Genomic DNA, 26,028 nt, shown 5'->3' with positions numbered 1-26,028 from the left:
CCCCGCCATGACGTTCCACCCCCAGCCCAAGCCCGGCACCCCCAGCCCGTGGGCCTTCCCCGCCCCCGAGCGCGCCGCCCTCGGCAACGGCATCACCGTCCTGCACTGCCACCGCCCCGGCCAGCAACTGGTCGCCGTCGACGTCCTGCTCGACGCCCCGCTCGCCGCCGAACCCGACGGCCTCGACGGCATCGCGAGCATCCTCGCCCGCGCCCTCAGCGAGGGCACCGACACCCTCACCGCCGAGGAGTTCGCCGCCGAGCTGGAGCGCGCCGGCGCCACCCTCGACGCGCACGCCGACCACCCCTGCATCCGGGTCTCCCTCGAAGTCCCCGCCAGCCGGCTCCAGCGCGGCCTCAGCCTGCTCGCCGACGCCCTGCGCGCCCCCGCCCTGCCCGAGGACGAGATCGAGCGACTCGTCGCCAACCGCCTCGACGAGATCGTCCACGAGCAGGCCAACCCCGCCCGCCGCGCCGCCAAGGCCCTCTACGCCGAGCTCTTCGACGGCGCCGACCGCCTCTCCCGACCCCGCGGCGGCACCGCCGAGACGGTCAAGTCCATCGACCGCGCCGGCGTCAAGGCCTTCTACGACGCCCACATCCGCCCCGCCACCACCACGGTCGTCGTGGTCGGCGACCTCACCGGCACCGACCTGCCGGCGCTGCTGGAGAGCACCCTCGGCACCTGGACCGCCGCCCCGGCCGAGGCCGGCGTCCACGCCCCGGTCACCGCCGACGACACCGGCCGCGTCGTCATCGTCGACCGGCCCGGCTCGGTCCAGACCCAGCTGCTCATCGGCCGCATCGGCCCCGACCGCCACGACCCCGCCTGGGCCGCCCAGATCCTCGGCACCTACTGCCTCGGCGGGACCCTCACCTCCCGCCTCGACCGGGTGCTGCGCGAGGAGAAGGGCTACACCTACGGCGTCCGGGCCTTCGCCCAGCCGCTGCGCTCCCCCGCCGACGGCAGCGGCCGCGCGCTGCTCGCGATCAGCGGCTCGGTGGACACCGCCTCCACCGCCCCGGCCCTCGCCGACACCTGGACCATCCTGCGCACCCTCGCCGCCGAGGGCCTCACCGACGCGGAGCGCGACGAGGCCGTGCAGTTCCTGGTCGGCGTCGCGCCGCTGAAGTACGAGACCGCGGGTTCGGTCGCCGGTACCCTGGCCGACCAGGTCGAGCAGCACCTGCCGGACGACTACCAGGCCGAGGTCTACCGGCAGCTCGCCGAACTCCCCACCGCCGCCGCCACCGATGCCGTGGTCGCCGCCTTCCCGCCGGACCGCCTGGTCACCGTGCTGGTCGGCGACGCCTCGGCGTTCGCGGACCAGGTGCGCGAACTCGGCATCGGCGAGGTCACCGTGATCAGCGCCTGAGACCGCCGAACCCCGGTACCGGCAGGCCCGGTGGAGCACTCCGCTCCGCCGGGCCCGCCGCCGTTTAATCCCTTGCGGGGCGCGAGCGCGCTGTGGGTAGATATCCCCCGGCAGCCGGGACGCACCGGCACACACACGGAGAGGAGGCGGTCACCATGCGGGTCGAGCAGACCATCGTGCGCTCCCCGAGGCCGTCGTCCTTCCGCCGCCCCTCCGCAGTCTGAGCACTGCCCCCGATCTTCCCCGAGCCGCGCCGGGACTCTTCGCGCGGCACCACCGAGACTTGAACCAACCGACCTTTGGAGGTCGTTCAACCATGTCGTACACCGAGGTGCCCGGCGTCCGGGTCCCGATCCGGATGTGGACCGACCCGGCCACCGTCGAGGGCCAGGCCATGCAGCAGCTGCGCAACATCAGTTCGCTGCCCTGGCTGCACGGCCTCGCCGTGATGCCGGACGTCCACCTGGGCAAGGGCGCGACCGTCGGCTCCGTGATCGCGATGAAGGGCGCCGTCTGCCCGGCGGCGGTCGGCGTCGACATCGGCTGCGGGATGAGCGCGGTGAAGACCTCGCTGACCGCGAAGGACCTGCCGGACGACCTGTCCCGACTGCGCTCCAAGATCGAGCAGGCCATCCCGGTGGGCCGCGGCCTCCACACCGACCCGGTCGACCCGCGCAAGCTGCACGGCTTCGCGACGGCGGGCTGGGACGACTTCTGGCAGCGCTTCGACGGGGTGGCCCCGGAGGTCAAGTGGCGCCGCGAACGGGCCATGCAGCAGATGGGAACGCTGGGCAGCGGGAACCACTTCTGTGAGGTATGTGTAGATTCGTCCGGTTTTGTCTGGCTGATGCTGCACTCCGGTTCGCGCAACATCGGCAAGGAGCTGGCGGAGCACCACATGGGCGTCGCCCGCTCGCTGCCGCACAACCAGGGCCTGGTCGACCACGACCTCGCGGTCTTCATCGCGGACACCCCGCAGATGGCGGCCTACCGCCAGGACCTCTTCTGGGCGCAGGAGTACGCGAAGAACAACCGCGCGCTGATGATGGCGCTGTTCCAGGACGTCGTCCGCCGCGAGTTCGCCAAGGCCAAGGTCACCTTCGACGAGGTGATCAGCTGCCACCACAACTACGTGGCGGAGGAGACGTACGACGGCGTCGACCTGCTGGTGACCCGTAAGGGCGCGATCAAGGCGGGCTCCGGCGACTACGGGATCATCCCCGGCTCGATGGGGACGGGTTCGTACATCGTCCGCGGTCTCGGCAACGAGGCGGCGTTCAACTCGGCCTCGCACGGTGCCGGTCGCAAGATGAGCCGCAGCGCCGCGAAGAAGCGGTTCACCACCCAGGACCTGGTCGAGCAGACCAAGGGCGTGGAGTGCCGCAAGGACTCCGGAGTCGTGGACGAGATCCCGGGCGCCTACAAGTCCATCGAGAAGGTCATCGAGCAGCAGAAGGACCTGGTCGAGGTGGTGGCCCACCTGAAGCAGGTCGTCTGCGTCAAGGGCTGAGACGCGGCGAGGCCCCCGATGTGCGAACGGAAGCGCCCGGCAGTGCTGTGCACTGCCGGGCGCTTTCCGCTGGCGGTCTGGCTCAGGCGGCGGCGGGGAGTTCGTCGAGGCCCTCGGCGACCAGCTTGGCGAGGCGGTCCAGGGCCTGGTCGGCGCCGTCGGCGTCGGAGGCGAGGACGACCTCCTCGCCGCCCTTGGCGCCGAGGGCGAGCAGGCCGAGCAGCGAGGCGGCGTTGACCGGGGTGCCGCCCGGCTTGGCGATGGTGATCGGCACGCCGGTGGCCGCCACGGCCTTGACGAAGACGGCGGCGGGACGGGCGTGCAGGCCCTCGGCCCAACCGATGGTGACGCGGCGCTCAGCCATGAGACGTGCCTTTCCGGTGAAGCTGGTCATGGCCGGGTCCGGGGGAGGCGGCCATGTTGTCTAGACCAGTGTTGCACGCAGGGAACCCCTCCGAGCCGCCCCGTTCGGGAGTTGTGATTGTTTCTTTCGGGGGCATAAGAAGGGGCTCGGGACCCGGTACGTCGGCCCCTGGGGCCCTGTCCACCCTGCCGCGGGTGCACGTCCGGCGCCATTCGGCACGCCGCCGGATAACCTGACGAATGTGGACGACGCCGCGGTACCGCACCCCGAGCAGAGCGAGCCGGACTACCCGCAGCACTGGGAGGCCGACATCCTCCTGCGTGACGGCGGCACGGCCCGGATCCGGCCGATCACGCCCGCGGACGCCGGCCGCCTGGTCGAGTTCTACGAGCAGGTCTCCGACCAGTCCAAGTACTTCCGATTCTTCGCGCCCTACCCCCGGCTCTCCGACAAGGACGTCCGCCGCTTCACCCACCACGACTTCGTGAACCGGGTCGGCCTCGCCGTGGTGATCCGCGACCGCTTCATCGCCACCGTCCGCTACGACCGGATCGACGCCGACGGCCGCCCCTCCGAGACGGGCACCGACGCCGAGGTGGCCTTCCTGGTGCAGGACGCCCACCAGGGCCGCGGCGTCGCCTCCGCGCTGCTGGAGCACATCGCCGCGGTGGCGCAGGAGCGCGGGATCCGCCGCTTCCAGGCCGAGGTGCTGCCGGAGAACCGGAAGATGGTGAAGGTCTTCACGGACGCCGGCTACACCCAGCACCGCAGCTTCGCCGACGGCGTGGTCCACCTGGAGCTCGACCTGGAGCCGACGGCCGCCTCGCTCGCGGTGATGCGGGCGCGCGAGCACCGCGCCGAGGCGAGGTCGGTGCAGCGGCTGCTCACCCCGCGCTCGGTGGCGGTCCTGGGTGCCTCCCGCAACCCGCAGACCGTCGGCCGGGCGCTCCTGCGCGACCTGCTGGTCGGTTTCGGGGACGGCAAGGGCGACGACCGCCGGATCTACGCGGTGAACCGCAACGCCCCGCCCGGCACCGAGGTGGACGGCGTCCCCGTGCACCGCTCGATCCTGGACATCCCCGGCCCGGTGGACCTCGCGGTGATCGCCGTCCCCGCCGGCGCCGTCCCCGCCGCCGTCGCCGAGTGCGGTGCGCACGGCGTGCAAGGCCTGGTGGTGGTCACCGCCGGCTACGCCGAGACCGGCCCCGAGGGCCGCGACCGCCAGCGAGCCCTGGTCCGCCAGGCCCGCGCGGCCGGGATGCGGGTGATCGGGCCGAACGCCTTCGGCCTGATCAACACCGACCCCGACCGCCCGCTCAACGCCTCGCTGGCGCCCGCCCTGCCGCAGCGCGGCGGCTTCGGGATCTTCTGCCAGTCCGGCGCGATCGGCGTCGCCCTGCTGGAGGCCGCCCACCGTCGCGGCCTCGGCGTCTCCACCTTCGCCTCGGTCGGCAACCGCGCCGACGTCTCCGGCAACGACCTCCTCCAGTACTGGGCCGAGGACCCGGCCACCGACGTGGTGCTGCTCTACCTGGAGTCCTTCGGCAATCCCCGCAAGTTCACCCGGATCGCCCGCCGGCTGGCCGCCGCCAAGCCGATCGTGGTGGTCAAGGGCGCGCGCCACACCGGGAGCCTGCCGCCCGGCCACGCCGTCCCGGCCACCGCCACCGGGCTGCGTGACGCCACCGTCGACGCGTTGTTCGAGCAGGCCGGCGTCACCCGGGTCGAGACCATCACCGAGCTGTACGACACCGGGGAGCTGCTCGCCCTGCAGCCGCTGCCGCCCGGCGACCGGGTGGCCGTCGTCGGCAACTCCGACTCGCTCGGCCTGCTCACCCACGACGCCTGCCTCGGCGCCGGGCTGCGCCCCCGCACCCCCGTCGACCTGACCACCGCCGCCACCGGCGAGAACTTCCGGATCGCGCTGGACGTGGCCCTGGAGGACCAGGCCGTGGACGCGGTGATCGCGGTGGCCATCCCGCCGATCGGCACCTCCGCGCACGCCTTCATGGGCGGCCGGCTGGCCGGCCAGGACGACCCGGAGATGGGCTCCGACGACCCCGAGATCGCCGCCGCCCTGCTCGAAGCCGGTGACCGCGCGCGCGAGTTGGGCAAGCCGCTGCTGCTGGCCCACCTGGCGCTCACCGACCTGCCGGACCGGCTACGGCCCGGCGGCATCCCCGCCTATCCGGCACCCGAGCGGGCCGTCCGCGCCCTCGCCCACGCCGTCCACTACGCGCACTGGCGTCGCCGGACGGCCGCGGCCGAGGAGACCGCCCGCGTCCCCGAGCTGGACCGGATCGACGAGGGCGCCGCCCGGGCCCGGGTCGGGGCCGCGCTCTCCACCCGCTCCGCGATCGCCGCCCGCACGCAGCCCGGCGGGGCGCGGATCACCCTGCCGGACGCGGACGCCGCCGCCCTGCTGGCCCACTACGGCATCGACGTCTCACCGACCCTGCCCGCCCCCGACGAGGAGTCCGCCGTCCGTGCGGCGGCGGAGCTCGGCTACCCCGTCGCGCTCAAGGCCACCGCCCCGCACCTGCGCCACCGCCCCGACCTGGGCAGCGTCCGGCTGGACCTGACCGGTGAGCCGGGGCTGCGCCGCGCCCACCGCGAGCTGGACGCCCTGCTCGGCGGGGCCGCCCAGGCCGAGCTGGTCGTCCAGCGGCTGGCCCCGCGCGGGGTGGACACCGTGATCGGCGCCACGGTCGACCCGGCGGTCGGCGCGATCCTCTCCTTCGGCCTGGCCGGCGCCCCCGCCGAGCTGCTCGGCGACGTCGCGCACCGGCTCGTCCCGGCCACCGACCAGGACGTGGCCGGGCTGATCCGCGAGGTGCGGGCGGCGCCCCTGCTGTTCGGCTGGCGCGGGGCCGAGGCGGTGGACACCGAAGCCCTGGAGGAGCTGCTGCTGCGGGTCTCCCGGCTGGTCGACGACCTGCCGGAGGTCGCCTCGGTGGACCTCGAACCCGTGGTCGTGGCCCCGCACGGGCTGGCGATCCTGGGGGCGCGAGTGCGGCTCGCGCCCCTGCCCGTCCGCAGCGATCTGGGCCCGCGCGCCATGAGCACCCTGTAACCTTCCTTGGTTGCGCCCCGCCCCGGGGCGCTGTTGCCCGGAAGCTCGGCGCCGCGCCGCCCGCTTCGTCGGCGGACCATGCCAGGATGGAGTTATGGCGAAGACCGGTACCACCACCACTCAGGACCTGCGCTCGGCGATCGAGCGCAGCGGCTACTACCCGGCCCTGGTGTCCGAGGCGGTCGAGTCCGCGGTGGGTCCCGAGCCGATCAGCTCCTACCTGGTGCACCAGGAGACCACCTTCGACGCCAACGAGGTCCGCCGGCACGTCACCGTGCTCGTGCTGACCCCGACCCGCTTCGTGGTGAGCCACACCGACGAGCAGTCCGGTGACGGCGCCGGTGCGGCGGTGCCCTTCGCGACGACCTCCACCGAGAGCGTCCGGCTGGACCGGATCGGTTCGGTCGTGGTGAGCCGGATGGTCGCCAACCCGGAGACGTACACCCCGGGCACGCTGCCGCGCGAGGTCGTGCTGACCATCGGCTGGGGCGCGGTGCAGCGGCTCGACCTGGAGCCGGCCGGCTGCTCGGACCCGAACTGCGAGGCGGACCACGGGTACACCGGGTCGGCCACCGCTGACGACCTGTCACTGCGGGTCAGCGAGGCGGGCGACGGCCCGGAGACGGTCGCCCAGGCGCTGGTGTTCGCCCGCGCGCTCTCCGACGCGACGATCAGCAACGGCCCCCGGGTCTGAATCCCGCGCCGTGCGGCACGCGCCGCACGGCCGTGCGACCCACCGGCGACGCAACGGAAGCCAGGAAGCCAGCCCCTCAGCCATGTCCTTCGCACCCGACGGCCACGACGCCTTCGAGATCCTCGACCCCGCCACCGCCCCGGCGCCCCCTTACGGCGGCGGTTCGCTCTGCGACCTGCTGCCCTCGGTGGCGGCCGGCCTCGGTGTGCCCGGCTTCACGGCCACGCTGCCGATCGAGCCCGCCGACCGGGTGGTGGTGTTCCTGGTCGACGGCCTCGGCTGGGAGCTGCTGCTGCGCCACCCCGAGTACGCGCCGTTCCTCTCCTCGCTGGCCGGCAGCTCGCTCGGCGGCTCCGGCCGCCCGCTGACCGCGGGCTTCCCGTCCACCACCGCCACCTCACTGGCCTCGGTGGGCACCGGGACGCCGCCCGGCCTGCACGGTCTGGCCGGCTACACGGTGGCGGTTCCGGGTGCCGGCTACCTGATGAACCAGCTGCGCTGGCAGCCGCACACCGACCCGGCGGTCTGGCAGCCCTACCCGACGGTGTTCGAGCGGACCCATCTGGCGGGCGTGGCGACGGCGCAGGTCTCGTCGCCGCTGTTCGCCCAGACCCCGCTGACCCGGGTGGCGCTGTCGGGCGGCACCTTCCTCGGCCGCACCACGGGCGAGGAGCGGATGGACCGGGCCGCCGCCTGGCTGGCCGAGCACGACCGCGCCCTCGTCTACACCTACGTGAGCGAGCTGGACGGCGCCGGGCACCGGTTCGGGGTGGACTCCGACGAGTGGCGGATGACGCTGGACTCGGTGGACCGCCTGGCCCGCCGGCTGGCCGAGCAGCTGCCGCCGCGCTCGGCGATGTACGTCACCGCCGACCACGGCATGATCGACATCGCGCCGGAGGACCGGATCGACTTCGACGAGGACTGGGAGCTCGGGGCCGGCGTGGCGCTGCTCGGCGGGGAGGGCCGGGCGCGGCACGTGTACGCCGTGCCGGGGGCGGCCGCCGACGTGCACACGGTCTGGAGCGAGGTGCTCGGCGACCGGATGTGGGTGGCGACCCGGGACGAGGCGATCGCCGCCGGCTGGTTCGGCCCGTCGGTGGACGAGCGGGTCTACCAGCGGATCGGTGACGTGGTCGCCGCCGCCCGGGACGACGTCGCCGTGATCGCCTCCCGCAACGAGCCGGGCGAGTCCGCGATGATCGGTCTGCACGGCTCGATGACCGCGGTGGAGCAGTTCGTGCCGCTGCTCGAAGTCCGCCGCTGAACTCCCCTCCTCTGAAAGGCCTCTGCACCACCCATGGCTGAACTGGTGTTCTTCTCGGGCACGATGGACTGCGGCAAGTCGACGCTCGCGCTCCAGATGGACCACAACCACGCCGCCCGCGGCCGGCAGGGGATCATCCTCACCCGTCACGACCGGGCCGGTGCGGCCACCATCTCCAGCCGGTTGGGCCTGCGGGCGGAGGCGGTCGAGGTCACGGACGACTTCGACTTCCACGCCCATGTGGTGCACCTGCTCTCGGCCGGCGGCCGGGTGGACTACCTGATCTGCGACGAGGCCCAGTTCTTCGCCGCCGAGCAGGTCGACCAGCTGGCCCGGGTGGTGGACGAACTCGGCATCGACGTCTTCACGTTCGGGATCACCACGGACTTCCGGACCAGGCTCTTCCCCGGCTCGCAGCGGCTGATCGAGCTCGCCGACCGGGTCGAGGTGCTCCAGGTCGAGGCGCTCTGCTGGTGCGGTGCGCGGGCCACCCACAACGCCCGTACGGTGGGCGGTGTGATGGTGGTCGAGGGTGCCCAGGTCGTGATCGGCGACATCTCGGTGAGGGAGGACGAGGTCGGCTACGAGGTGCTCTGCCGCCGCCACCACCGCCGCCGGCTGACCGCCGCCACCGCCCGGGCCTCGGTGCTCTCCCCGGACGTGCTCCCGTTCGAGGAGCAGCAGGCCTGAGGCGGGGGCGCCCCCGGGTCAGGACTCCAGGACCGAGAAGTGGCCGCCCTGCGGGTCGGCCAGCCGGGCGGCCCGGCCGCGTGCGGTCGCCTGCGGCTCCACCAGGACCCGGCCGCCGAGCTCGACCGCCCGACGTGCCGTCAACCCCGCGTCGCGGACGGCGAAGTGGACCCGCCAGCGCGGCGGGTGGCCGCGCAGCTCGGTGCCGGGGCGCAGCCCCGCCACCGGCCGCCCGTCCACGAGCAGTGCGGACCCGCCGTCGGCGGCGGCGACCGGCCGCCCCAGCACCGTGCCGTAGAAGGCCGCTGCGCCGGCCTCGTCCGGGGTGAGCAGTTCGGCCCAGGCGGGTCCGCCGGGTTCGGGGCCGGCCTCCCGGCCGGTGTGCTCCTCGCCCTGCCAGAGGCCGAAGACGGCGCCGGACACGTCGGCCGCGATCGCCAGTCGCCCGGCCCGTTCGGCCTGGAGGGGGCCGACCGCGACCGTGCCGCCGCACTCGCGCACCAGTTGGGCCGTCCGGTCGGCGCTGTCGACGGCGAAGTAGGTGGTCCACTGCACGGGGAAGCCCGTCACCGAGGAGACGCCGAGTCCGGCCACCGGCTCCCCGGCCGATTCGGCCCGCACGTAGTCGCCGAGCTGGCCGGGGCCGGGCGTGTACGTCCAGCCGAGCAGCTCGCCGTAGAACGCCCGGGCGCCGGCCAGGTCGTCGGTCATCAGGCTGAACCAGCACGGTGTGCCCTGGGCCAGCCGGAGCTTCACCGCAGGCATGCGGGCCTCCTCCTCACGGGGCGGTCGGCGCACGGAGCGGCGCACGTGAGGGTGATGGTTCCACCCTGGCGCATGTCGAACCCCCGGGCCGCGCGGAAAGTCCGGCAAAGACCCCACAAAGAGCGGCGAGTCGGCGGTGCTGCGCGAGAATGGCCGGCATGACCACCTCTTACGACGAGTCCCCGCTGGTTTCGGTGGCCGGTCTGGGCGAGGCGCTGGCCTCGTCCCGCCCGCCGGTCCTGCTCGACGTGCGCTGGCAGCTCGGCGGCCCGCCCGGTGTCGAGGACTACGCGGTCGGCCACCTGCCCGGCGCGCACTTCGTCGCCTTGGACACCGATCTCGCGGCCCCGGCCGGCCCGCCCGGGCGCGGCGGCCGCCACCCGTTGCCCGACCCGGAGGAGTTCGGTGCCGCGATGCGCCGGTTCGGGGTCCGCGCGGACCGGCCGGTCGTGGTGTACGACGGCGCCACCTCGATGGCCGCGGCGCGGGCCTGGTGGCTGCTGCGCTGGGCCGGTCACCCGGAGGTGCGGGTGCTGGACGGCGGCTTCGCGGCCTGGCGGGCGGCCGGGCTGCCGGTGACCACCGAGGTGCCGGCGCCGGAGGAGGGCGACTTCAAGCCGGTGCCGGGGCAGCTGCCGACGGTGGACGGTGACGGTGCCGCGGCCTGGGCGCGGAGCGGTCTGCTGCTGGACGCGCGGGCGGGGGAGCGGTACCGGGGCGAGACCGAGCCGATCGATCCGCGGGCCGGGCACGTCCCGGGGGCGGTCTCCGCGCCGACCACCGAGAACGTCGGTCCGGACGGGCGCTTCCGGCCGGCCGTCGAGCTCGCCGAGCGGTTCCGTGCGCTGGGGGCGGGGGAGCGGGAGACCGCGGTGTACTGCGGCTCGGGGGTGACGGCGGCGCACCAGATCCTGGCCATGGCGGTGGCGGGTCTGCCGGCCGCGTTGTACCCGGGTTCGTGGAGCGAGTGGTCGAGCGACGAGAGCCGGCCGGTGGCGGTCACCGACCAGCCGGGCTGAGCCGTACGCGGCGGGCGGGGCGGGGGCCGCCTCCTCGCTCTCCTCGGCGACCTCGCTCGGCACCGGTTCGATGGACGGCGGGGCGCCGACCGCGAGGTCGCCGCGGAAGGCGGGGACGACGTCGAGCAGGCTGGTCAGCGAGTCGCGGGACTCCGCGGTGGCCTCGCGGGCCTCGCGCACCTCGCGGCCGGACATGATGCGGTCGGCGGAGGGCCGGTCGATCATCGGGCGGGGCGGCCGGTCCTGGGGGAGCCGGGCGATCCGTGGGATGAACGGGAAGACCGACTCCTCCTCGCGCTCGACGTTCTCGCCGATCAGCGCGCGGGCCTCGTCGTCGTTGGGCTGGACCAGGCGCCGGGGCGGGTCGTACGTCCAGGACGCGGAGCGGCCCTCGCCGTCGGCGCGGTAGGAGAGGATGACCTCCCACGTGCCGTCGTCGCGGCGCCAGGAGTCCCAGCGCTCGGTGTCCTTCTCGGCGCCGCGCAGCGCGAGCCGCTCGGCGACGGCCTCGCCGAGCTGCGGGCCGGGGGACTCGCCGTGCCGGCGGATCGCGGTCTTGCGGGCCCGCTCGGCCATGAAGGCGCGCTCGGCGAGCACCGGCCCCTCGAAGCGGCGGACCCGGTCGACGGAGATGCCGGCGGCCTGCGCGACCTCCTCGGCGGAGGCACCGGCTCGTATCCGCGCCTGGATGTCACGGGGGCGGAGGTGGCTCTCGACCTCGATCTCGATCTGGCCGAGGCGGGGGCGGTCGCCCCGGATGGCGGCGCGCAGCCGCTCGTCGATGGGAAGGGTGTACTCCGTGCTGTCGGCAGCCTTGAGCACCAGCCGTGTGCCGTCGTTGCTGACGGCCACAACCCGCAGTTCGGGCACGGTTACCTCCCGGGTGGTGCCTGCCGACGTCACCTGCGTCGCTGCTCCCGTACTGAGTGTGGCCTGCCCGCTCGCGACTGGCCACAACCTTGCTGAGTTCCCCGGCGTGTCGGGCTTACGCCCGGGCACGCCGCTGTGGCACGGTTGCCTTTTTGCCACGCCATCCGTCGACGTCGCGCCTGGGTGTCCCGGCCGTCCTCGCACGAGCAGTGAACGCGACGATCCGGGACGGGCGTCGCCGTGCGTGCCTGTTCCGTGGCTCCTCGTCAAGCTGCCGGTTGATGGGCAGTCGACAAGTCGACCCAGGGCTCAGGCTTTACGAACAGTACTCCATTCGTGGCATCCAACGGGGCGGCTCGCCGCTCAAGTCTCCCGCGATTCACGGGAATCTCAAGAGCGCACTCCCCCGATGGTCGACGATCGACCACGGAACGGTGATCATCTTCACATATATCTCCGGCCTGCAACCGCATTTTCGTCCCTTGTGTCCTTCTTTGGGCAAGATGGAGTGACTTGTTCGAAGGACAGTCGTACTGACGAGGGATGTCGATGCCGGAGCAGAAGCCCGCCGCCGAGGAGGAGGAGAAGGAAGGTCGCAGGCGAATTGATCTGAGTGTGGCTCAGGTCGTCGCCAGTGCACTGGCCGCCGTGGTGGGGGCGGTGCTCGCGTCCGAACTCGGCGTCTACGGCACCATTCTGGGTGCCGCGGTGGTGAGTGTCGGTGCGACCACGGGCAGTGCGGTCTTCCAACACCTCTTCAGGCGCACCGGGGAGCAACTGCGCGAGGCGGTGGAGCGGACCGGGCCCGCGGCGGAGGCGAACGCACTGCGGCAGGTGCCGGCGGGGTCGGCGTCCGGGGTGGCGTTCGAGCCGGTGCTCGGGGCGTCGGCCGCGGCGGGTTCCGCGGTGGGGCGTCCACCGATCTCCTCCGAATGGAGTACGCCCCGGGTGGTGCGGGCGCGCCGGCGGTGGACGTGGCGGACCTTCGCGGCGGTGTCCGGCCTGGTGTTCGTGCTGGCGATGACGCCGATCGTCGCCTTCGAGCTGGCCACCGGTCAGCCGGTGTCGGCGACGGTACAGGGGGAGCCGGGCAGCGGCACGTCGTTCGGCGGCACGGTCGCCCCGAAGCCGTCGGGCCCGGCGCAGCGCTCGGACCGGCCGGAACCGTCCGGCCCGTCGACGCCGGACGACGGTCCGGCGGGTGTTCCGTCGGACGGCTCCGGTGGTGCCGGTGCACCGTCGGGTGCTCCGTCGCCGCGCGGTGGCGGTCCGTCGCCGTCGGCCGGGCGGGGTGACGCCGCCGAACCCTCGGCCGCCCCGAGCGCGAGCCCGAGCGCCGGGGGCGGCGGTGGCTCCTCGCCGTCGGCGGGCGGGGGCTCGACCCCGACCGCCCGTCCGACGGGCGGGGCGTCGCCGGAGGGCGGCGCGTCGAAGCCGGCCGGCGGGTCGACCTCGCAGCCGCCGGCCGCGGCCACCCCGGCCACCCCGGCACCGACCGGGGGCTGACCGGGGGCTGACCGGGGGCTGACCGGGGGCTGCGCGGCTCAGGCGCCCAGTACCCGGCGCAGGTAGTCGTTGCCGAAGACGCGCTGCGGGTCGACCTCGTCCCGCAGCGCGGTGAAGTCGGCGAAGTGGGGGTAGACCCCGGCGAGGTAGCCGGCGTCGCGGGTGTGCAGCTTGCCCCAGTGCGGGCGGCCGCGGTGGGCCGTCATCAGCTTCTCCACCTCGGTGAAGTAGCCCTGCTCGGCGGAGCCCCGGTAGAGGTGGACGGCGATGTAGGCGCTGTCGCGGCCGTTGGCGGTGGAGAGCCAGAGGTCGTCGGCCGGAGCGAACCGCACCTCGACCGGGAAGCTGATCCGCCAGTCGGAGCGCTCGACCATGGCCTTCAGCTCGCGCAGCACCTCGCCGACGGCCTCGCGCGGCACCGCGTACTCCATCTCCGTGAAGCGGACCTTCCGCGGGCTGGTGTACACCTTGTACGCCGTGTCGGTGTAGCTGCGGTCCGACCAGGCGCGGCTCGCCAGCGAGGCGATGGCGGGAACGGTGGCGGGGAATCGCCGGCCGATCCGGCAGGCGCCCTCCCAGACCGTGTTCGAGAGGAAGTCGTCCTCCAGCCATTCCTTGAACCGGGGGAGCGGGGCGGCCGGGCCCTGGCTGCGGTTGTTCCGCTTGGTGGAGCAGCGGTCGGTGTGCGGGAACCAGTAGAACTCGAAGTGCTCGTTGACGGCGGTGAGCTCGTCCAAGCGGCCGAGCACTTCGTCGAAACGCATCGGCTGTTCGTGCGCGGTGAGCAGGAAGGCCGGTTCGACCGCGAAGGTGAGCGCGGTGATCACGCCGAGGGCGCCGAGGCCGAGTCGGGCGCCCTGGAAGAGCCGCGGGTTCTCGGTGGGGGAGCAGTGCCGGATGCTGCCGTCGGCGAGCACGATCTCCAGTGACCGGATCTGGGCGGCGAGCGAGCCGGAGTCGCGGCCGGTGCCGTGGGTGCCGGTGCTGGTCGCTCCGGCGACGGTCTGCACCTCGATGTCGCCCATGTTGGTGAGCGAGAGCCCGGCGGTGGTGAGCAGCCGGTTGAGCCGCGCCAGCGGGAGTCCGGCCTCGACGGTGACGGTGCCCGCCTCGCGGTCGACGGCCCGGACTGCGGTCATCGCGTGCGGGCGGACGAGGACGCCGTCGCCGGCCGAGGCGATGGAGGTGAAGGAATGGCCGGAACCGACCGCCTTGACGGTACGGCCCTGGTCGGCGGCGCGCAGGATCTCCTTGGCCAGCTCCTCCGCGGTCCCGGGAGTGACCACCCGGGACGGGTGGGCGCTCTGGTTGCCGGCCCAGTTGGTCCAGCGGGTGCGGGGTGCGGTACTGGCCTGGGGCATTGCGGTTGCCTCCTGCTCCGTGGCCGAACGGTGTCGGCTCGCTCCGGGGCGGTCGGCCCGCCCTGCGGTCTCCCTACCCGCGGGTAGGGCCGCGGGTAGGGAGAGAGTAGTCAGTTCACCGTTCGAGGTCTACGGTCTGTCCGGCCGGCTCGGGGGCGTCGGGAGCGGCGATGCCGGACTGCAGGCGGCGCAGGCCGGTGAGGGCGGCGAGGACGCCGAACGCCCCGGCGACCAGGGGCACCCAGTATCCGCCGGCGGCGCCGGCGGCGTCGACCACCCAGCCGCCGGCCGCGGAGCCGAACGCGACGCCGAGGGCGAGCCCGGTGGTGGTCCAGGCCATGCCCTCGGTCAGCTGGGAGGCCGGGACGAGGCGTTCGACCAGGGCCATCGCGGAGATCAGGGTGGGGGAGATGGCGACGCCGGCGATCAGCAGGGCTGCGCCGACGGCGAGCAGGCCGGTCATCCCCTGCACGGTCGAGGCGACGAGCAGGACCGGGATCATGCTGAGCGCCATCATCAGCACCCCGGCGAAGAAACGGTTCGCCAGCGAGCCCTTCGGCTTGAGGGTGCCGTAGACCATGCCTGCCAGCCCGGAGCCGAGCGCCCACACGGCGAGGACCGTGCCGGCGAGCCCCTCGTGGCCCTGGGCCCGGGCGAACGCGACGGTGACGATCTCGACCGAGCCGAAGATCGCGCCGGTGGCGATGAAGGTCAGTACCAGGACGACCAGGCCGCCGTTGCGGATGGCGCTGCTGCTGTTGTGGGCGGAGGTCGGGTGGACCGGCGGTTCGGTGCGGCGCTGGGCGGTGAACAGGGCGATGCCGACGGTGAACGCGACGACGGCCGCGAGCACGCCCGACTCGGGGAAGGCGTTGGTGGCCAGGCTGACGGCGACGATGGGGCCGACCATGAAGCAGAACTCGTCGACCACCGCCTCCAGCGAGTAGGCGGTGTGCAGCTTGGCCGGTTCGTCCCGGTAGAGGTGGGCCCAGCGGGCGCGGACCATCGCGCCGGCGCTGGGCATCACGCCCATGCCGACGGCGAACAGGAACAGCGTCCACGCCGGTGCCTCGAAGTGTGCGCTGAGCAGCAGCCCGATCGCGGCGGCCACGGTGAGCGCGGCGGCGGGGAGGGCGACGCGGCGCTGCCCGTGGCGGTCGATCAGCCAGGAGACCGCCGGGCCCAGCACGCCGGCGGCGACCGCCAGCGTGGCCGACACCGCGCCCGCCACGCCGAACGACCCTCTCTGCTCGGAGAGCATGGTCACGATGCCGATGCCGGTCATCGATATCGGCAGCCGGGCTATGAAGCCGGCGGACGAGAAGGCCAGACTGCCGGGTGCGGCGAAGATCTGGCGATAGCTGGACAGCACGGGGGAGCTCCGCGGGGTAAGGAACAAGGCTGATCAACACAGCTTACGTTCCTTGGCAATCGGTATTTTCCGGACACCTGACGCGGCTCTGCCCACGCTGCCCGGCCCCTCAATGGCAGGATCGGTCCCATGTCCGACGTGCGCAATCCCTCGCCCTCCGGCGCCGCTCCGGTCGCGGCCCCGCCGTACGACGCCCTGCTGCTGCTCTCCTTCGGCGGGCCCGAGGCCCCCGAAGACGTGGTGCCCTTCCTGGAGAACGTCACCCGGGGCCGGGGCATCCCCAAGGAACGGCTCAAGGAGGTGGGCAAGCACTACTTCATGTTCGGTGGGGTGAGCCCGATCAACGAGCAGAACCGGGACCTGCTGGCCGCGCTGCGCAAGGACTTCGCCGAGCACGGCCTGGACCTGCCGGTCTACTGGGGCAACCGCAACTGGGCGCCTTACCTGGTCGACGCCCTGCGGGAGATCGCCGCCGACGGGCACCGCCGCGTGGCCGTCCTCGCCACCAGCGCCTACGCCGGCTACTCCGGCTGCCGCCAGTACCGGGAGAACCTCGCCGACGCCCTGGCGGCGCTCGCCGAGGAGGGGCTGCCCGCCCTGCGGGTCGACAAGCTGCGCCACTTCTACAACCACCCCGGCTTCGTCGAGCCGATGGTCGACGCCACCGTGGCCGCGCTGGAGGAGCTGCCCGCGCAGGTCCGCGACGGCGCCCGGCTGGCGTTCACCACCCACTCCATCCCGGAGACCATGGCGGAGAGCTCCGGCGACCCGGCCGACCCGGCCCGCGGCCGGCCCGGCGGCGCCTACGTCGCCCAGCACCTGGACGTCGCCCGGCTGATCGCCGCGGCCGTCGCCGAGCGCACCGGCGTCGCCGACCGCCGCTACGAGCTGGTGTTCCAGAGCCGCAGCGGCGCCCCGCACATCCCGTGGCTGGAACCCGACATCTGCGACCACCTCGAGGCGCAGCACGCCGACGGCGCGCCCGCCGTGGTGATGGTGCCGATCGGCTTCGTCTCCGACCACATGGAGGTCAAGTACGACCTGGACACCGAGGCGGCCGCGAAGGCCGCGGAGCTCGGCCTGCCGGTGGCCCGTGCGGCCACCGTCGGCGCCGACCCGCGGTTCACCGCCGCGGTGCGCGACCTCGTCCTGGAGCGGGCGGCCGTCGAACGCGGCGAGGCCGTGACCCGGTGCGCGATCGGGCGGCTCGGCCCCAGCCACGACGTCTGCGCGGTGGCCTGCTGCCCCAACCCGCGTGCCGCGCGCCCGGCCGTCGCCGAGCGCTGACGACCCCGTCCCGAGCCGACGACCCCGTTCGAGTCGGCGACCCCGTCCCGAGGAGGACCCCGTGCCCAGCCCCGAACTGCTCGACGAACTGCTCGACGTCGCCCTGGACGCCGCCCGGCAGGCGGGCACCCTGCTGCGCGACGGCCGGCCCGCCGACCTGGGCGTGGCGGGGACCAAGAGCAGCCCGGTCGACGTGGTCACCGAGATGGACCTCGCCTCCGAGAAGCTGATCGTCGAGTTGATCGGCGACCGCCGCCCGGCGGACGGCTACCTGGGGGAGGAGGGCACCGAGCGGCCCGGCACCAGCGGGATCCGCTGGGTCGTCGACCCGCTCGACGGCACCGTCAACTACCTGTACGGGCTGCCCTCCTGGGCCGTCAGCGTGGCCGCCGAGATCGACGGCCGGGCGGTCGTCGGGGTGGTGTACGCGCCGGCGCGCGGGGAACTGTTCCAGGCTGTCGTCGGCCGTGGGGCCCTCCTGGACGGCCGCCCGGTCGGGGCCCGCCCGGCGCCGCCGTGGGGCCGGGCACTGATCGGCACCGGTTTCAGCTACGTCCGCGAGGTGCGGGTCCGGCAGGCCGCGGTCCTGCTCGCGCTGATGCCGGAGGTCCGCGACGTCCGCCGGGGCGGGGCCGCCGCCGTCGACCTGTGCGACGTGGCCGCGGGCCGCCTGGACGGCTACTACGAGCGCGGGCTCGCCCCCTGGGACCGTGCCGCGGGCTGCCTGATCGCCGCGGAGGCCGGCGCCCTGGTCGGCGGCCGCCCGGGACACGGCCCCGACGGGGACCTCACCGTCGCGGCGGCGCCCGGCGTCTACGAGCCGCTCCAGGAGCGCCTGGCCGAGCTCCGCGCCTGGGCGGACTAGGACCCGGGCGGACTCGGATCCGGCCGGACTCGGGCCCTTGCGGGCTCGGGCCCTGTGGGCTCGGGCCGTCAGCGCGGGGCACTCGTCACCGAGTGCCCCGCGGGCGAACGAAGAGCCCTGGCATACAGGGGATGCCAGGGCTTGGGATCTCGCACGGCCCCCACAGGGCCGCTGGTGCCGGAGGACCGGCGTCGGGTCGGGCGGGTCGGGCGGTTCAGGCCGCGGTGCGGTGGCGCTCCAGCACCGTGTCGACGCCGTGTTCGGCGGCGAGCCGGCGGAGATCGTCCAGCTCGGACTGCTCCACCTCGGCCAGGAACTCGTCCCCGGCCTCGATCGCGCGGTGCAGATCCTGCTCGGCGTTGGCTATGCGCTGCAGGATTCCGGCGGTGAAGGCGTCCATGCGGGCCCCCTTACTGTGTCGGACGTGCACGTTGTGCGTCCCCCGCCCCAGGGTCGTGGTGGCCAGCGGTAGCGTCCGGTCCGGTCGGTGGTGAGCTCCGGACGGGCGCGGAGACGGCCCTCGGCCGCTCCCGGTGACGCCCCAACCCCAGGGCCGGCGCGGATGAACGCACGGCGGGTGGGTGCGATCGGCCAACAGCCAGATCGCGGGTGTGCACCTGTCCTCCCCGCCCCCGGCCCGGGGAAACCTCCCACCGCGAGAAAGTTGCCTGTGTCACAGGCCAAGCGGAGTGCTCCGGGTGCGAATCGCGCCCCGGGCGGTGATCACGGCGGTCGGCGTCCGACCGCCGCCCTTGCCTCCGGGGCAGCTTATCGCTGCTTTACCGCGGGACCAGGCAGGATGGAGGCACCGTCGGAGCCGTGCGTCCGCTTCCGGGGCCGGCCTGGAGAAGGGACAACGACCGTGCGGGTTCTCGTCGTCGAGGACGAGCAGCTGCTCGCCGAGGCCGTCGCGACCGGCCTGCGCCGCGAGGCGATGGCCGTCGACGTGGTGTACGACGGGGAGGCCGCGCTCCAGCGCATCGCGGTCAACGACTACGACGTGGTGGTCCTCGACCGCGACCTGCCGCTGGTCCACGGGGACGACGTCTGCCGCAGCGTGGTCGACCAGGGCCTGGCCACCCGCGTGATCATGCTGACCGCCTCCGGTGACATCAGCGACCGGGTCGAGGGCCTGGAGATCGGCGCCGACGACTACCTCCCGAAGCCGTTCGCCTTCAGCGAGCTCGTCGCCCGGGTCCGGGCGCTGGGCCGCCGCGCGACCGTCCCGCTGCCGCCGGTGCTGGAACGGGCCGGCATCTCGCTCGACCCCGGCCGCCGCGAGGTGATCCGCGACGGGCGGACCGTCCAGCTGGCCCCGAAGGAGTTCGCCGTCCTGGAGGTGCTGATGCGGGCCGGCGGCGCCGTCGTCTCCGCCGAGCAGCTGCTGGAGAAGGCCTGGGACGAGCACACCGACCCGTTCACCAACGTCGTCCGGGTCACCGTGATGACGCTGCGCCGCAAGCTCGGCGACCCGCCGGTGATCGTCACCGTCCCCGGTTCCGGCTACCGGATCTGACCCCTCCGGCCACCGCGCCGGACCCACCGCGCCCGCCGCCCGGCGGACGCCCCGAGAGGAACACCATGACCACCCCGCCCCCGGCCGGCGGGCCCTCCGGCGCGCCTGCCGGCGGCTCGCGCGCCGTCCCGCCCAAGCCGGTCCCGCCGAAGCCGGTCCCGCCGAAGCCGGTCCCGCCGAAGCCGGTCCCGCCGAAGCCCACGCACCTGCCGCGGGTGCCCCGGCTGCACTCCGCGTCACGCGAGACCTACGTCCCCGGCGACGGCATGCTCGCCTGGCTGCCGTTCCGCCCCACGATCCGGATGCGGCTCACCCTGCTCTACGGCGGGATGTTCCTGATGGCCGGGGTGGTGCTGCTGCTCCTGATGTACTTCTTCGTCCGGCAGGCCCTGCACGACGTCGCGCCGCCGTCCTTCGTGTTCGGCAAGGACATCACCGTCAACGGCGTGCCGATGACCAGCGAGCAGTTCAACCAGTACCTCGCCAACCGGCACGACCTGGCGTCCAACTCGGCCCTCAACACCCTGCTGCGCAAGTCCCTCACGGTGCTGGTCTGCCTGGCCGTGATCGCCTTCGCGGCCGGCTACGCGATGGCCGGCCGGGTGCTGCGCCCGCTCGGGCGGATCACCCGCACCGCCCGCGAGGTGGCCTCCTCCGACCTGCACCGCAGGATCGAGCTGGACGGGCCGGACGACGAACTCAAGGAGCTCGCGGACACCTTCGACGACATGCTGGACCGCCTGGACCGCTCCTTCGACTCCCAGCGCCGCTTCGTCGCCAACGCCTCGCACGAGCTGCGCACGCCGCTGGCGATCAACCGCACCCTGCTGGAGGTCCAGCTCTCCGACCCCGCAGCCTCGCCCGACCTCCAGCAGCTCGGCAAGACCCTCTTGGCCACCAACGAGCGCAGCGAGCAGCTGGTCGAGGGCCTGCTGCTGCTCGCCCGCAGCGAGAACGAGCTGACCGACCGCCGTGCGGTGGAGCTCTCCGAGGTGGCCACCCGGGCTCTGGAGCAGACCCGGGCCGAGGCCGGCAAGCGCGAGGTGGAGCTGCGCTCCGAACTCGGCCCGGCCGTGGTCGCCGGCAACGGCGTCCTGCTGGAGCGCCTCGCCCTCAACCTGCTGCAGAACGCCGTGCGCTACAACACCGCCGGCGGCTGGGTGGAGATCACCACCGCCGAGGTGCCCGGCGGCGGGGGCGAGCTGGTGGTGTCCAACACCGGCCCGGTCGTCCCCGGCTACGAGCTGGAGCACATCTTCGAGCCGTTCCGCCGGGTGAAGGGCGCCGACCGGACCCGCAGCGACAAGGGGGTCGGTCTCGGCCTCTCCATCGTCCGCTCGGTGGTCCGCGCGCACGGAGGCACCGTCGAGGCCACTCCGCGCGCCGGTGGCGGCCTCACCATGCGGGTGCGTATCCCGGGAGCCTGACCGCCTCCGCAGGGCCCTCCTCGGCCCCGTACGCCGTCCGGGTGCGCCGAGCTCCGTGCGCCGACCGATTCCGCCGCCCCCGCCAGGCCTGTCAAGACGACATAAGGCCTGGCGGGGGCGGCTTGTCATTTCCGGCCCGGGCAACTTACGGTGTCGTAACCTACGCAACCGTAAGTGCGTCCCGACAGAGCGCCCCCGCGCCCGCCCCCAACGCGCCCGTCCCCGTGCGTGCCGTCCCCCAGGAGCAAGACTCGTGACCATCGCCCCCGTGCAGCGCACCGCCTCGCTCGGTTCGAGCGCCTGGACCGACGCGCGACTGATCATGGCCCTCGAAGAGGTGGTGGAGAAGGAGCTCAACCGCCACCTGAAGGTCGCCAAGGACTGGATGCCGCACGAGTTCATCCCGTGGAGCCAGGGCCGGGACTTCGACGGCGTGCTGGGCGGCGAGGCCTGGTCGGTGGAGCAGTCCAAGGTGACGCCGCTCGGGCGGGTCTCGCTGGTGGTCAACCTGCTCACCGAGGACAACCTCCCGAGCTACCACCACGAGATCGCCACGATGTTCGGCCGCGAGGGCGCCTGGGGCACCTGGGTGCACCGCTGGACCGCGGAGGAGGGCCGGCACGGCATAGCCATTCGGGACTACCTGCTCGCCACCCGCGCCGTCGACCCGAACGAGCTGGAGCGGGCCCGGATGTCCCACATGTCGGAGGGCTTCGAGTCGGACAACTCGCACAGCATGCTGCACTCGGTCGCCTACGTGGCCTTCCAGGAGCTCGCCACCCGCATCTCGCACCGCAACACCGGGCACCACGCCGGCGACCCGCTCTGCGACCAGCTGCTCGCGAAGATCGCCAACGACGAGAACCTGCACATGGTGTTCTACCGGAACCTGCTGAAGGCCGCCCTGGAGATCGCCCCCGACCAGGCCATGCGCGCCATCGCCGACGTGGTCACCGACTTCCGGATGCCCGGCCACGGCATCCCCGGCTTCGAGCGGGCCGCCGCCCAGATCGCCATCGGCGGCGTCTACAACCTGCGCATCCACCACGACGACGTGCTGCAGCCGGTGCTGCGCCACCTCAAGGTGATGGAGGTCGCGGACCTGGGTCCGACCGGGCAGCAGGCCCAGGACGAGCTCGGCGCCTTCCTCGGCGGCCTCGACGCACAGGCCCGCAAGTTCGAGGAGCGTCAGGCCGCCCTGCTGGCCCGCCGCGCCGCCCGGGCCGGCACCAAGTGACGGACCCCGACGGCGGCGGGTCGACGGGTCCCGGGCGGGCTCGTCGCCGGCCCTGACCGCAGGAGCGGCCGGACACGAACCGCGGGCTGCCGCGGGCTCGTGATCCGGCCGTTCCGCTTGGGGGGATTTCCCGTGGTTTGCCCCGGAAGATTCGGAACGTGACCAAGCTCACACCGTGTCGCTCCACGGGGCGGTCCGAACCCGGAGCGTGATCATGGTGGGCGGCCCAGCGGTTGCCGTGCGTGAGGGAAACCGGGGCCGGTCCCCCCGGGGTGGATTGACGCTCGGTGCTGGTGGGCAAGGGAATCGGCGGATGTCGGCGCGGTCGGCGATCACTGTGCGTGTCCGACGGGCGGGCCTCGCCGCCGGTCGACGATGGCCCAGCGTGAGGCCCCCCGAGTCCGAGCGGATCACCCCAACGGACCCCTGGCTGAGTGTCGATTGAGTAACAGGGCTTGAAGTAAGGCAAAATCTCCGCCTCGGGTCGGGCACAAGACCGACCCCCCATGCGTTACGTGCGCTGGAGATACCGCACACCGCACAACCCGGAGGGGGAGAGCGAACAATGGCAACGGACTACGACACCCCACGCAAGACCGATGACGACCTCAACGAGGACAGCATCGAGGAACTGAAGGCTCGGCGGAACGAGAAGACCGGCAGCTCGGTCGACGTCGACGAGTTCGAGGCGGCCGAAGGCCTGGAGCTCCCGGGCGCCGACCTCTCGAACGAGGAGCTCTCCGTCCGGGTGCTGCCGCGCCAGGCCGACGAGTTCACCTGCATGAGCTGCTTCCTGGTGCACCACCGCAGCCAGCTGTACAGCGAGAAGAACGGCAACCCGATCTGCCGGGACTGCGGCGCCTGAGCACGAGGGCGGCCACGGTCCGGTCCTCGCGGCCTGCCGCGAGACCGGCACACCGCCCCTTCCGGCCCCGGGCAGCGGGGCCGGACGGCAGTTTCGGCGGCCGTCGAGGCGGACGCACCGGCAGTACGGAGTCGGGTGGTACCAGCGCAGTACCCCGTGTCGCACCGGGTGCCCCTTCGGGCGGCACCCCGGGCGCTACCGGAATCGAAGGGACGGTCCCGCACCGCGGAACCGTCCCTCTCCGTTTTCCGGTTGTTCCGGCCCCCGGCCGGTTGCGGTTCGGGCCCGCCGTCCGCTCAGGCGCGGGCGCCGCGTCGGGCCTCCTCCAGTGCCTCGGCCAGCTTCATCGGCGAGCGGGTGGAGAGATAGAGGTACGGCGTCGGGTCGGCCGGATCGCTGACCTCGACCCGCAGGGCGGTCGGCACGTAGCTGCGCAGCAGCATGAAGGCGCGCGCGTCGGACTTCGGCCCGCGCCAGGCCACCGCCTCGGCGGGGCTCAGCGGGTGCGCGGCGCCGAGGGCGTCGACCGGGATCCGGGCGGTGCCCGCGACCAGCGAGCCCTGCACCACGCGGATCCGGGCGGAGCCGTAGCTGCTGATCGCGGCCGCGCCGGCGGCGATGCCGACCACCAGCCCGACCAGCGCGCCCACGGCGGTGAGACGCAGCATGATCAACGCGAGCGTGAGCCCGATCGCGACCGGGAGCAGCCACCAGGAGCGCGGCACGGTGAGGCGTTCGTCGTACATGACCCCATTGTGGGCGCCGTGACGGCCGGCCCGGGACGCCACCCCCGGAACCAAGCCACCTACCGGTCGGTAGGGTTGTCCGCCGTGACCGGTTCCATAGCCCCCACCACCCCCACCGCGCAGCCGGCGCCGACCCAGCCGCTGTCGCCGACCACGCCCCCGCCGGACGCCGTGCTGCCGCCGCGCGCCCCGGAGGCCCCCGCGCCGGGCACCAGGCTCGGCTCGCACTACGAGCACTGCTTCGGCTGCGGGCCGCAGCACCCCGGCGGTCTCCGGATCGACGCCGTGGCTGGGGAGGGCCTCGACGTGACGGCCGAGCTCATCGTGCGCTCGGTGCACCAGGGCGGCCCCGGCCTCGCCCACGGCGGCCTGCTCACCACGGCGATGGACGAGACGCTCGGCACGCTGAACTGGCTGCTGCACGCCCCGGCCGTCACCGGCCGGCTGGAGACCGACTTCCTCTGCCCCGTCCCGGTCGACTCCGTGCTGCACCTGCGCGCCTGGGTCACCGGCGTCCACGGCCGCAAGATCTACAGCGCGGGTGAGGCGCGCATCGGCGGGCCGGACGGGCCGGTCGCCGTGCGCGCGCAGGCACTCTTCATCCAGGTGAAGCTGGAACACTTCACCAAGCACGGTCGTCCCGAGGACATCGACAAGGTCCTCGACGACCCGGATCTGATGAAGCGCGCCCGAGCCTTTGAGGTGAACCCTTGAGTAGCACCGCCCGTCCGCCGGTGGACGTCCTGATCAGGCGGATCGACCCCGAGCTGCCGCTCCCCGAGTACGCCCAGCCCGGCGACGCGGGGGCCGATCTGCGCACCACCGTCGACGCCGAGCTGGCCCCCGGTGAGCGGGCCGTCCTGCCCACCGGCGTGGCCATCGCGTTGCCCGACGGCTACGCGGCGTTCGTCCACCCCCGCTCCGGGCTCGCAGCTCGTTGCGGAGTTGCTCTGGTGAACGCCCCGGGGACGGTCGACGCCGGGTACCGTGGAGAGATCAAGGTGATCGTCGTCAACTTGGACCCGCGCGAGGCAGTGAGCTTCCGCCGAGGGGACCGGATCGCCCAGCTGGTCGTCCAGCAGGTCGAGAAGGCCCGCTTCCACGAGGTGGCGGAGCTGCCCGGGTCGGCACGCGCCGAGGGCGGGTTCGGGTCGACCGGCGGCCACGCCGCGGTCTAGGCTGCCCGCGGCCTCGCAGGAAGCCGAGCAGGTATTCGCATCGGTCTTGGACCGGGAAGGACAGTGACCGTGTTCCGTCGTCGCCAGAAGAGCGAGGACGCTGTCGAGCAGCTCGCCGACGACGCCATCAGCGCCGACGAGACGGCCGATGACGTCGAAGGTTCCGCCGAGAGCGAGAACGTGACCGAGCTGGACCCGGCGGACCGGGTCGGGCTGCCGCCCGCCCCGCGCCCGGACGGTCCGTGGGACTACTCCGAGCTGGAGAAGCCGGAGGAGGGCCGGGTGGACCTCGGGGGCCTGCTGGTCCCCGGTGTCGAGGGCATGGAACTGCGCGTCGAGGTGGCCGGCGACGCGATCGTGGCCGCGACGCTCGTCCTCGGCAACAGCGCCATCCAGCTCCAGGCCTTCGCGGCCCCCAAGTCGGAGGGCATCTGGGGCGAGGTCCGTGAGGAGATCGCCAACGGCATCACCTCGCAGGGCGGCCTCGTCGAGGAGGAGGAGGGCCCGCTGGGCTGGCACCTCCGGGCCCAGGTCCCCGTGCAGCTCCCGGACGGCACCCAGGGCGTCCAGCTGGTGCGTTTCGTCGGCTGCGACGGCCCGCGCTGGTTCCTCCGCGGAGTGATCTCCGGCCAGGCCGCCGTGCAGCCGGAGATGGCCGGAATCCTGGAGCAGGTGTTCCAGCAGACGGTCGTCGTCCGCGGTGAGAGCCCGATGGCGCCGCGCGACCCGATCGTGCTGAAGCTCCCCGAGGACGCCCAGATGGTCGCCGACGGCGGCGGCTCCGCCGCCGGCGGCGAGGGCGAGGCCCGCTTCGGCGGCACCTCGCTGGACCCGTTCGCACGCGGCCCGGAGATCACCGAGGTCCGCTGAGCGAGAGCCCGTCGTCCGCAGCTCGCCCTCGTCCGGACTCCCCGGGCGGGGGCGATTTGCATGTGGCGGGTCGCTCCCCGTACAGTTCCGGAGTCGCCGCGAGAGAGCGGGGACAAGCGGAAAGCGAAGTCGGGTGAGTGAAACTCCGGAAAACGGAGCGAAAATCGTCTG

Annotated in this window: 23 protein-coding genes and 1 pseudogene; 17 read left to right on the top strand and 7 right to left on the bottom strand. The window is 73.5% G+C overall.

Annotated features, from left to right (window positions below):
* Window positions 1–7 precede the first annotated feature (7 nt).
* Both MCM47_RS24925 and MCM47_RS24920 read left to right on the top strand, forming a co-directional pair.
* Window positions 8–1,375, top strand: a complete 1,368-nt coding sequence (locus MCM47_RS24925) for a pitrilysin family protein (protein ID WP_238864073.1) — start codon at window positions 8–10, stop codon at window positions 1,373–1,375.
* 316 nt (window positions 1,376–1,691) lie between these two features.
* Window positions 1,692–2,885, top strand: a complete 1,194-nt coding sequence (locus MCM47_RS24920; RefSeq protein WP_238863923.1) for an RtcB family protein — start codon at window positions 1,692–1,694, stop codon at window positions 2,883–2,885.
* Window positions 2,886–2,967: 82 nt separating this feature from the next.
* Here MCM47_RS24920 and MCM47_RS24915 read toward each other — a convergent pair whose 3' ends face one another.
* Window positions 2,968–3,249, bottom strand: coding sequence for an HPr family phosphocarrier protein (locus MCM47_RS24915; protein WP_238863922.1), 282 nt, complete (start codon window positions 3,247–3,249; stop codon window positions 2,968–2,970).
* A 241-nt stretch (window positions 3,250–3,490) separates the two neighbouring features.
* On the opposite strand from MCM47_RS24915, the gene MCM47_RS24910 reads away from it, so the two are divergent.
* The 4 genes from MCM47_RS24910 (at window position 3,491) to MCM47_RS24895 (ending at window position 8,973) form a co-directional block, all read left to right on the top strand.
* Window positions 3,491–6,322, top strand: coding sequence for a GNAT family N-acetyltransferase (locus MCM47_RS24910; protein ID WP_238863921.1), 2,832 nt, complete (start codon window positions 3,491–3,493; stop codon window positions 6,320–6,322).
* A gap of 94 nt (window positions 6,323–6,416) precedes the next feature.
* Window positions 6,417–7,016 (top strand): DUF5998 family protein, encoded by a 600-nt coding sequence (locus MCM47_RS24905; protein WP_238863920.1) that lies wholly within the window; start codon window positions 6,417–6,419, stop codon window positions 7,014–7,016.
* Between the two features lie 82 nt (window positions 7,017–7,098).
* Entirely contained in the window at window positions 7,099–8,283 is a 1,185-nt protein-coding gene (locus MCM47_RS24900) for an alkaline phosphatase family protein (protein WP_238863919.1), read from the top strand.
* A gap of 33 nt (window positions 8,284–8,316) precedes the next feature.
* Entirely contained in the window at window positions 8,317–8,973 is a 657-nt protein-coding gene (locus MCM47_RS24895) for a thymidine kinase (protein ID WP_238863918.1), read from the top strand.
* Window positions 8,974–8,991: 18 nt separating this feature from the next.
* On the opposite strand, the gene MCM47_RS24890 is transcribed toward MCM47_RS24895, so the two are convergent.
* On the bottom strand, window positions 8,992–9,738 hold the full coding sequence (locus tag MCM47_RS24890; protein ID WP_238863917.1) for a VOC family protein: 747 nt from the start codon (window positions 9,736–9,738) through the stop codon (window positions 8,992–8,994).
* A 158-nt stretch (window positions 9,739–9,896) separates the two neighbouring features.
* Between MCM47_RS24890 and MCM47_RS24885 the strand changes: the two genes are divergently transcribed.
* Window positions 9,897–10,757 (top strand): sulfurtransferase, encoded by an 861-nt coding sequence (locus MCM47_RS24885; RefSeq protein WP_238863916.1) that lies wholly within the window; start codon window positions 9,897–9,899, stop codon window positions 10,755–10,757.
* Here MCM47_RS24885 and sepH read toward each other — a convergent pair.
* Window positions 10,716–11,660 (bottom strand): annotated as a pseudogene (gene sepH, locus MCM47_RS24880) (septation protein SepH); the annotation flags it as partial. The gene MCM47_RS24885 and the pseudogene sepH overlap by 42 nt on opposite strands.
* Window positions 11,661–12,176: 516 nt before the next feature.
* Here sepH and MCM47_RS24875 point away from each other — a divergent pair.
* Window positions 12,177–13,133: a hypothetical protein gene (locus tag MCM47_RS24875; RefSeq protein WP_238863915.1), complete on the top strand. Its 957-nt coding sequence runs from the start codon at window positions 12,177–12,179 to the stop codon at window positions 13,131–13,133.
* A gap of 38 nt (window positions 13,134–13,171) precedes the next feature.
* Here the strand turns inward: MCM47_RS24875 and MCM47_RS24870 are convergent, their stop codons facing one another.
* Window positions 13,172–14,494, bottom strand: a complete 1,323-nt coding sequence (locus MCM47_RS24870; protein WP_238863914.1) for a D-arabinono-1,4-lactone oxidase — start codon at window positions 14,492–14,494, stop codon at window positions 13,172–13,174.
* A gap of 115 nt (window positions 14,495–14,609) precedes the next feature.
* The gene (locus tag MCM47_RS24865) at window positions 14,610–15,866 is read right to left on the bottom strand and encodes an MFS transporter (protein WP_238863913.1); all 1,257 of its coding nucleotides are present in this window, start codon (window positions 15,864–15,866) and stop codon (window positions 14,610–14,612) included.
* Between the two features lie 129 nt (window positions 15,867–15,995).
* Between MCM47_RS24865 and MCM47_RS24860 the strand changes: the two genes are divergently transcribed.
* Both MCM47_RS24860 and MCM47_RS24855 read left to right on the top strand, forming a co-directional pair.
* Window positions 15,996–17,153 carry a ferrochelatase gene (locus MCM47_RS24860; RefSeq protein WP_238863912.1) on the top strand — a complete coding sequence of 386 codons (1,158 nt, stop codon included), beginning with the start codon at window positions 15,996–15,998 and terminating at the stop codon, window positions 17,151–17,153.
* Window positions 17,154–17,214: 61 nt separating this feature from the next.
* Window positions 17,215–18,018: an inositol monophosphatase family protein gene (locus MCM47_RS24855; RefSeq protein WP_238863911.1), complete on the top strand. Its 804-nt coding sequence runs from the start codon at window positions 17,215–17,217 to the stop codon at window positions 18,016–18,018.
* A gap of 214 nt (window positions 18,019–18,232) precedes the next feature.
* Here MCM47_RS24855 and MCM47_RS24850 read toward each other — a convergent pair whose 3' ends face one another.
* Window positions 18,233–18,418 carry a hypothetical protein gene (locus tag MCM47_RS24850; RefSeq protein ID WP_030301315.1) on the bottom strand — a complete coding sequence of 62 codons (186 nt, stop codon included), beginning with the start codon at window positions 18,416–18,418 and terminating at the stop codon, window positions 18,233–18,235.
* Between the two features lie 462 nt (window positions 18,419–18,880).
* On the opposite strand from MCM47_RS24850, the gene MCM47_RS24845 reads away from it, so the two are divergent.
* The 4 genes from MCM47_RS24845 to MCM47_RS24830 all read left to right on the top strand — a co-directional run bounded on the left by MCM47_RS24845 (window position 18,881) and on the right by MCM47_RS24830 (window position 23,063).
* On the top strand, window positions 18,881–19,534 hold the full coding sequence (locus tag MCM47_RS24845) for a response regulator transcription factor (RefSeq protein ID WP_238863910.1): 654 nt from the start codon (window positions 18,881–18,883) through the stop codon (window positions 19,532–19,534).
* Window positions 19,535–19,599: 65 nt separating this feature from the next.
* Complete coding sequence (locus MCM47_RS24840) at window positions 19,600–20,961, top strand: cell wall metabolism sensor histidine kinase WalK (protein WP_238863909.1); 1,362 nt, start codon at window positions 19,600–19,602, stop codon at window positions 20,959–20,961.
* 253 nt (window positions 20,962–21,214) lie between these two features.
* Window positions 21,215–22,198 (top strand): acyl-ACP desaturase, encoded by a 984-nt coding sequence (locus MCM47_RS24835; RefSeq protein ID WP_238863908.1) that lies wholly within the window; start codon window positions 21,215–21,217, stop codon window positions 22,196–22,198.
* Between the two features lie 565 nt (window positions 22,199–22,763).
* Entirely contained in the window at window positions 22,764–23,063 is a 300-nt protein-coding gene (locus MCM47_RS24830; RefSeq protein ID WP_148642658.1) for a DUF4193 domain-containing protein, read from the top strand.
* A gap of 296 nt (window positions 23,064–23,359) precedes the next feature.
* Here MCM47_RS24830 and MCM47_RS24825 read toward each other — a convergent pair whose 3' ends face one another.
* Window positions 23,360–23,809, bottom strand: coding sequence for a DUF3093 domain-containing protein (locus MCM47_RS24825; RefSeq protein ID WP_238863907.1), 450 nt, complete (start codon window positions 23,807–23,809; stop codon window positions 23,360–23,362).
* Window positions 23,810–23,950: 141 nt separating this feature from the next.
* On the opposite strand from MCM47_RS24825, the gene MCM47_RS24820 reads away from it, so the two are divergent.
* From MCM47_RS24820 to MCM47_RS24810, 3 genes are all read left to right on the top strand, one after another.
* Window positions 23,951–24,523, top strand: coding sequence for a PaaI family thioesterase (locus MCM47_RS24820; protein ID WP_238864072.1), 573 nt, complete (start codon window positions 23,951–23,953; stop codon window positions 24,521–24,523).
* Window positions 24,520–24,987 carry a dUTP diphosphatase gene (gene dut / locus MCM47_RS24815; protein WP_238863906.1) on the top strand — a complete coding sequence of 156 codons (468 nt, stop codon included), beginning with the start codon at window positions 24,520–24,522 and terminating at the stop codon, window positions 24,985–24,987. The genes MCM47_RS24820 and dut overlap by 4 nt, the downstream gene beginning before the upstream one ends.
* Window positions 24,988–25,056: 69 nt before the next feature.
* Complete coding sequence (locus tag MCM47_RS24810; protein ID WP_238863905.1) at window positions 25,057–25,857, top strand: DUF3710 domain-containing protein; 801 nt, start codon at window positions 25,057–25,059, stop codon at window positions 25,855–25,857.
* The last annotated feature ends 171 nt before the right edge of the window (window positions 25,858–26,028 follow it).

Source organism: Kitasatospora sp. A2-31 (assembly GCF_022288725.1).
In the GTDB taxonomy this organism is placed as follows: domain Bacteria; phylum Actinomycetota; class Actinomycetes; order Streptomycetales; family Streptomycetaceae; genus Kitasatospora.
Note: the sequence above shows the minus strand (reverse complement) of the source record. Positions and strands in the feature narration are given on the sequence as shown.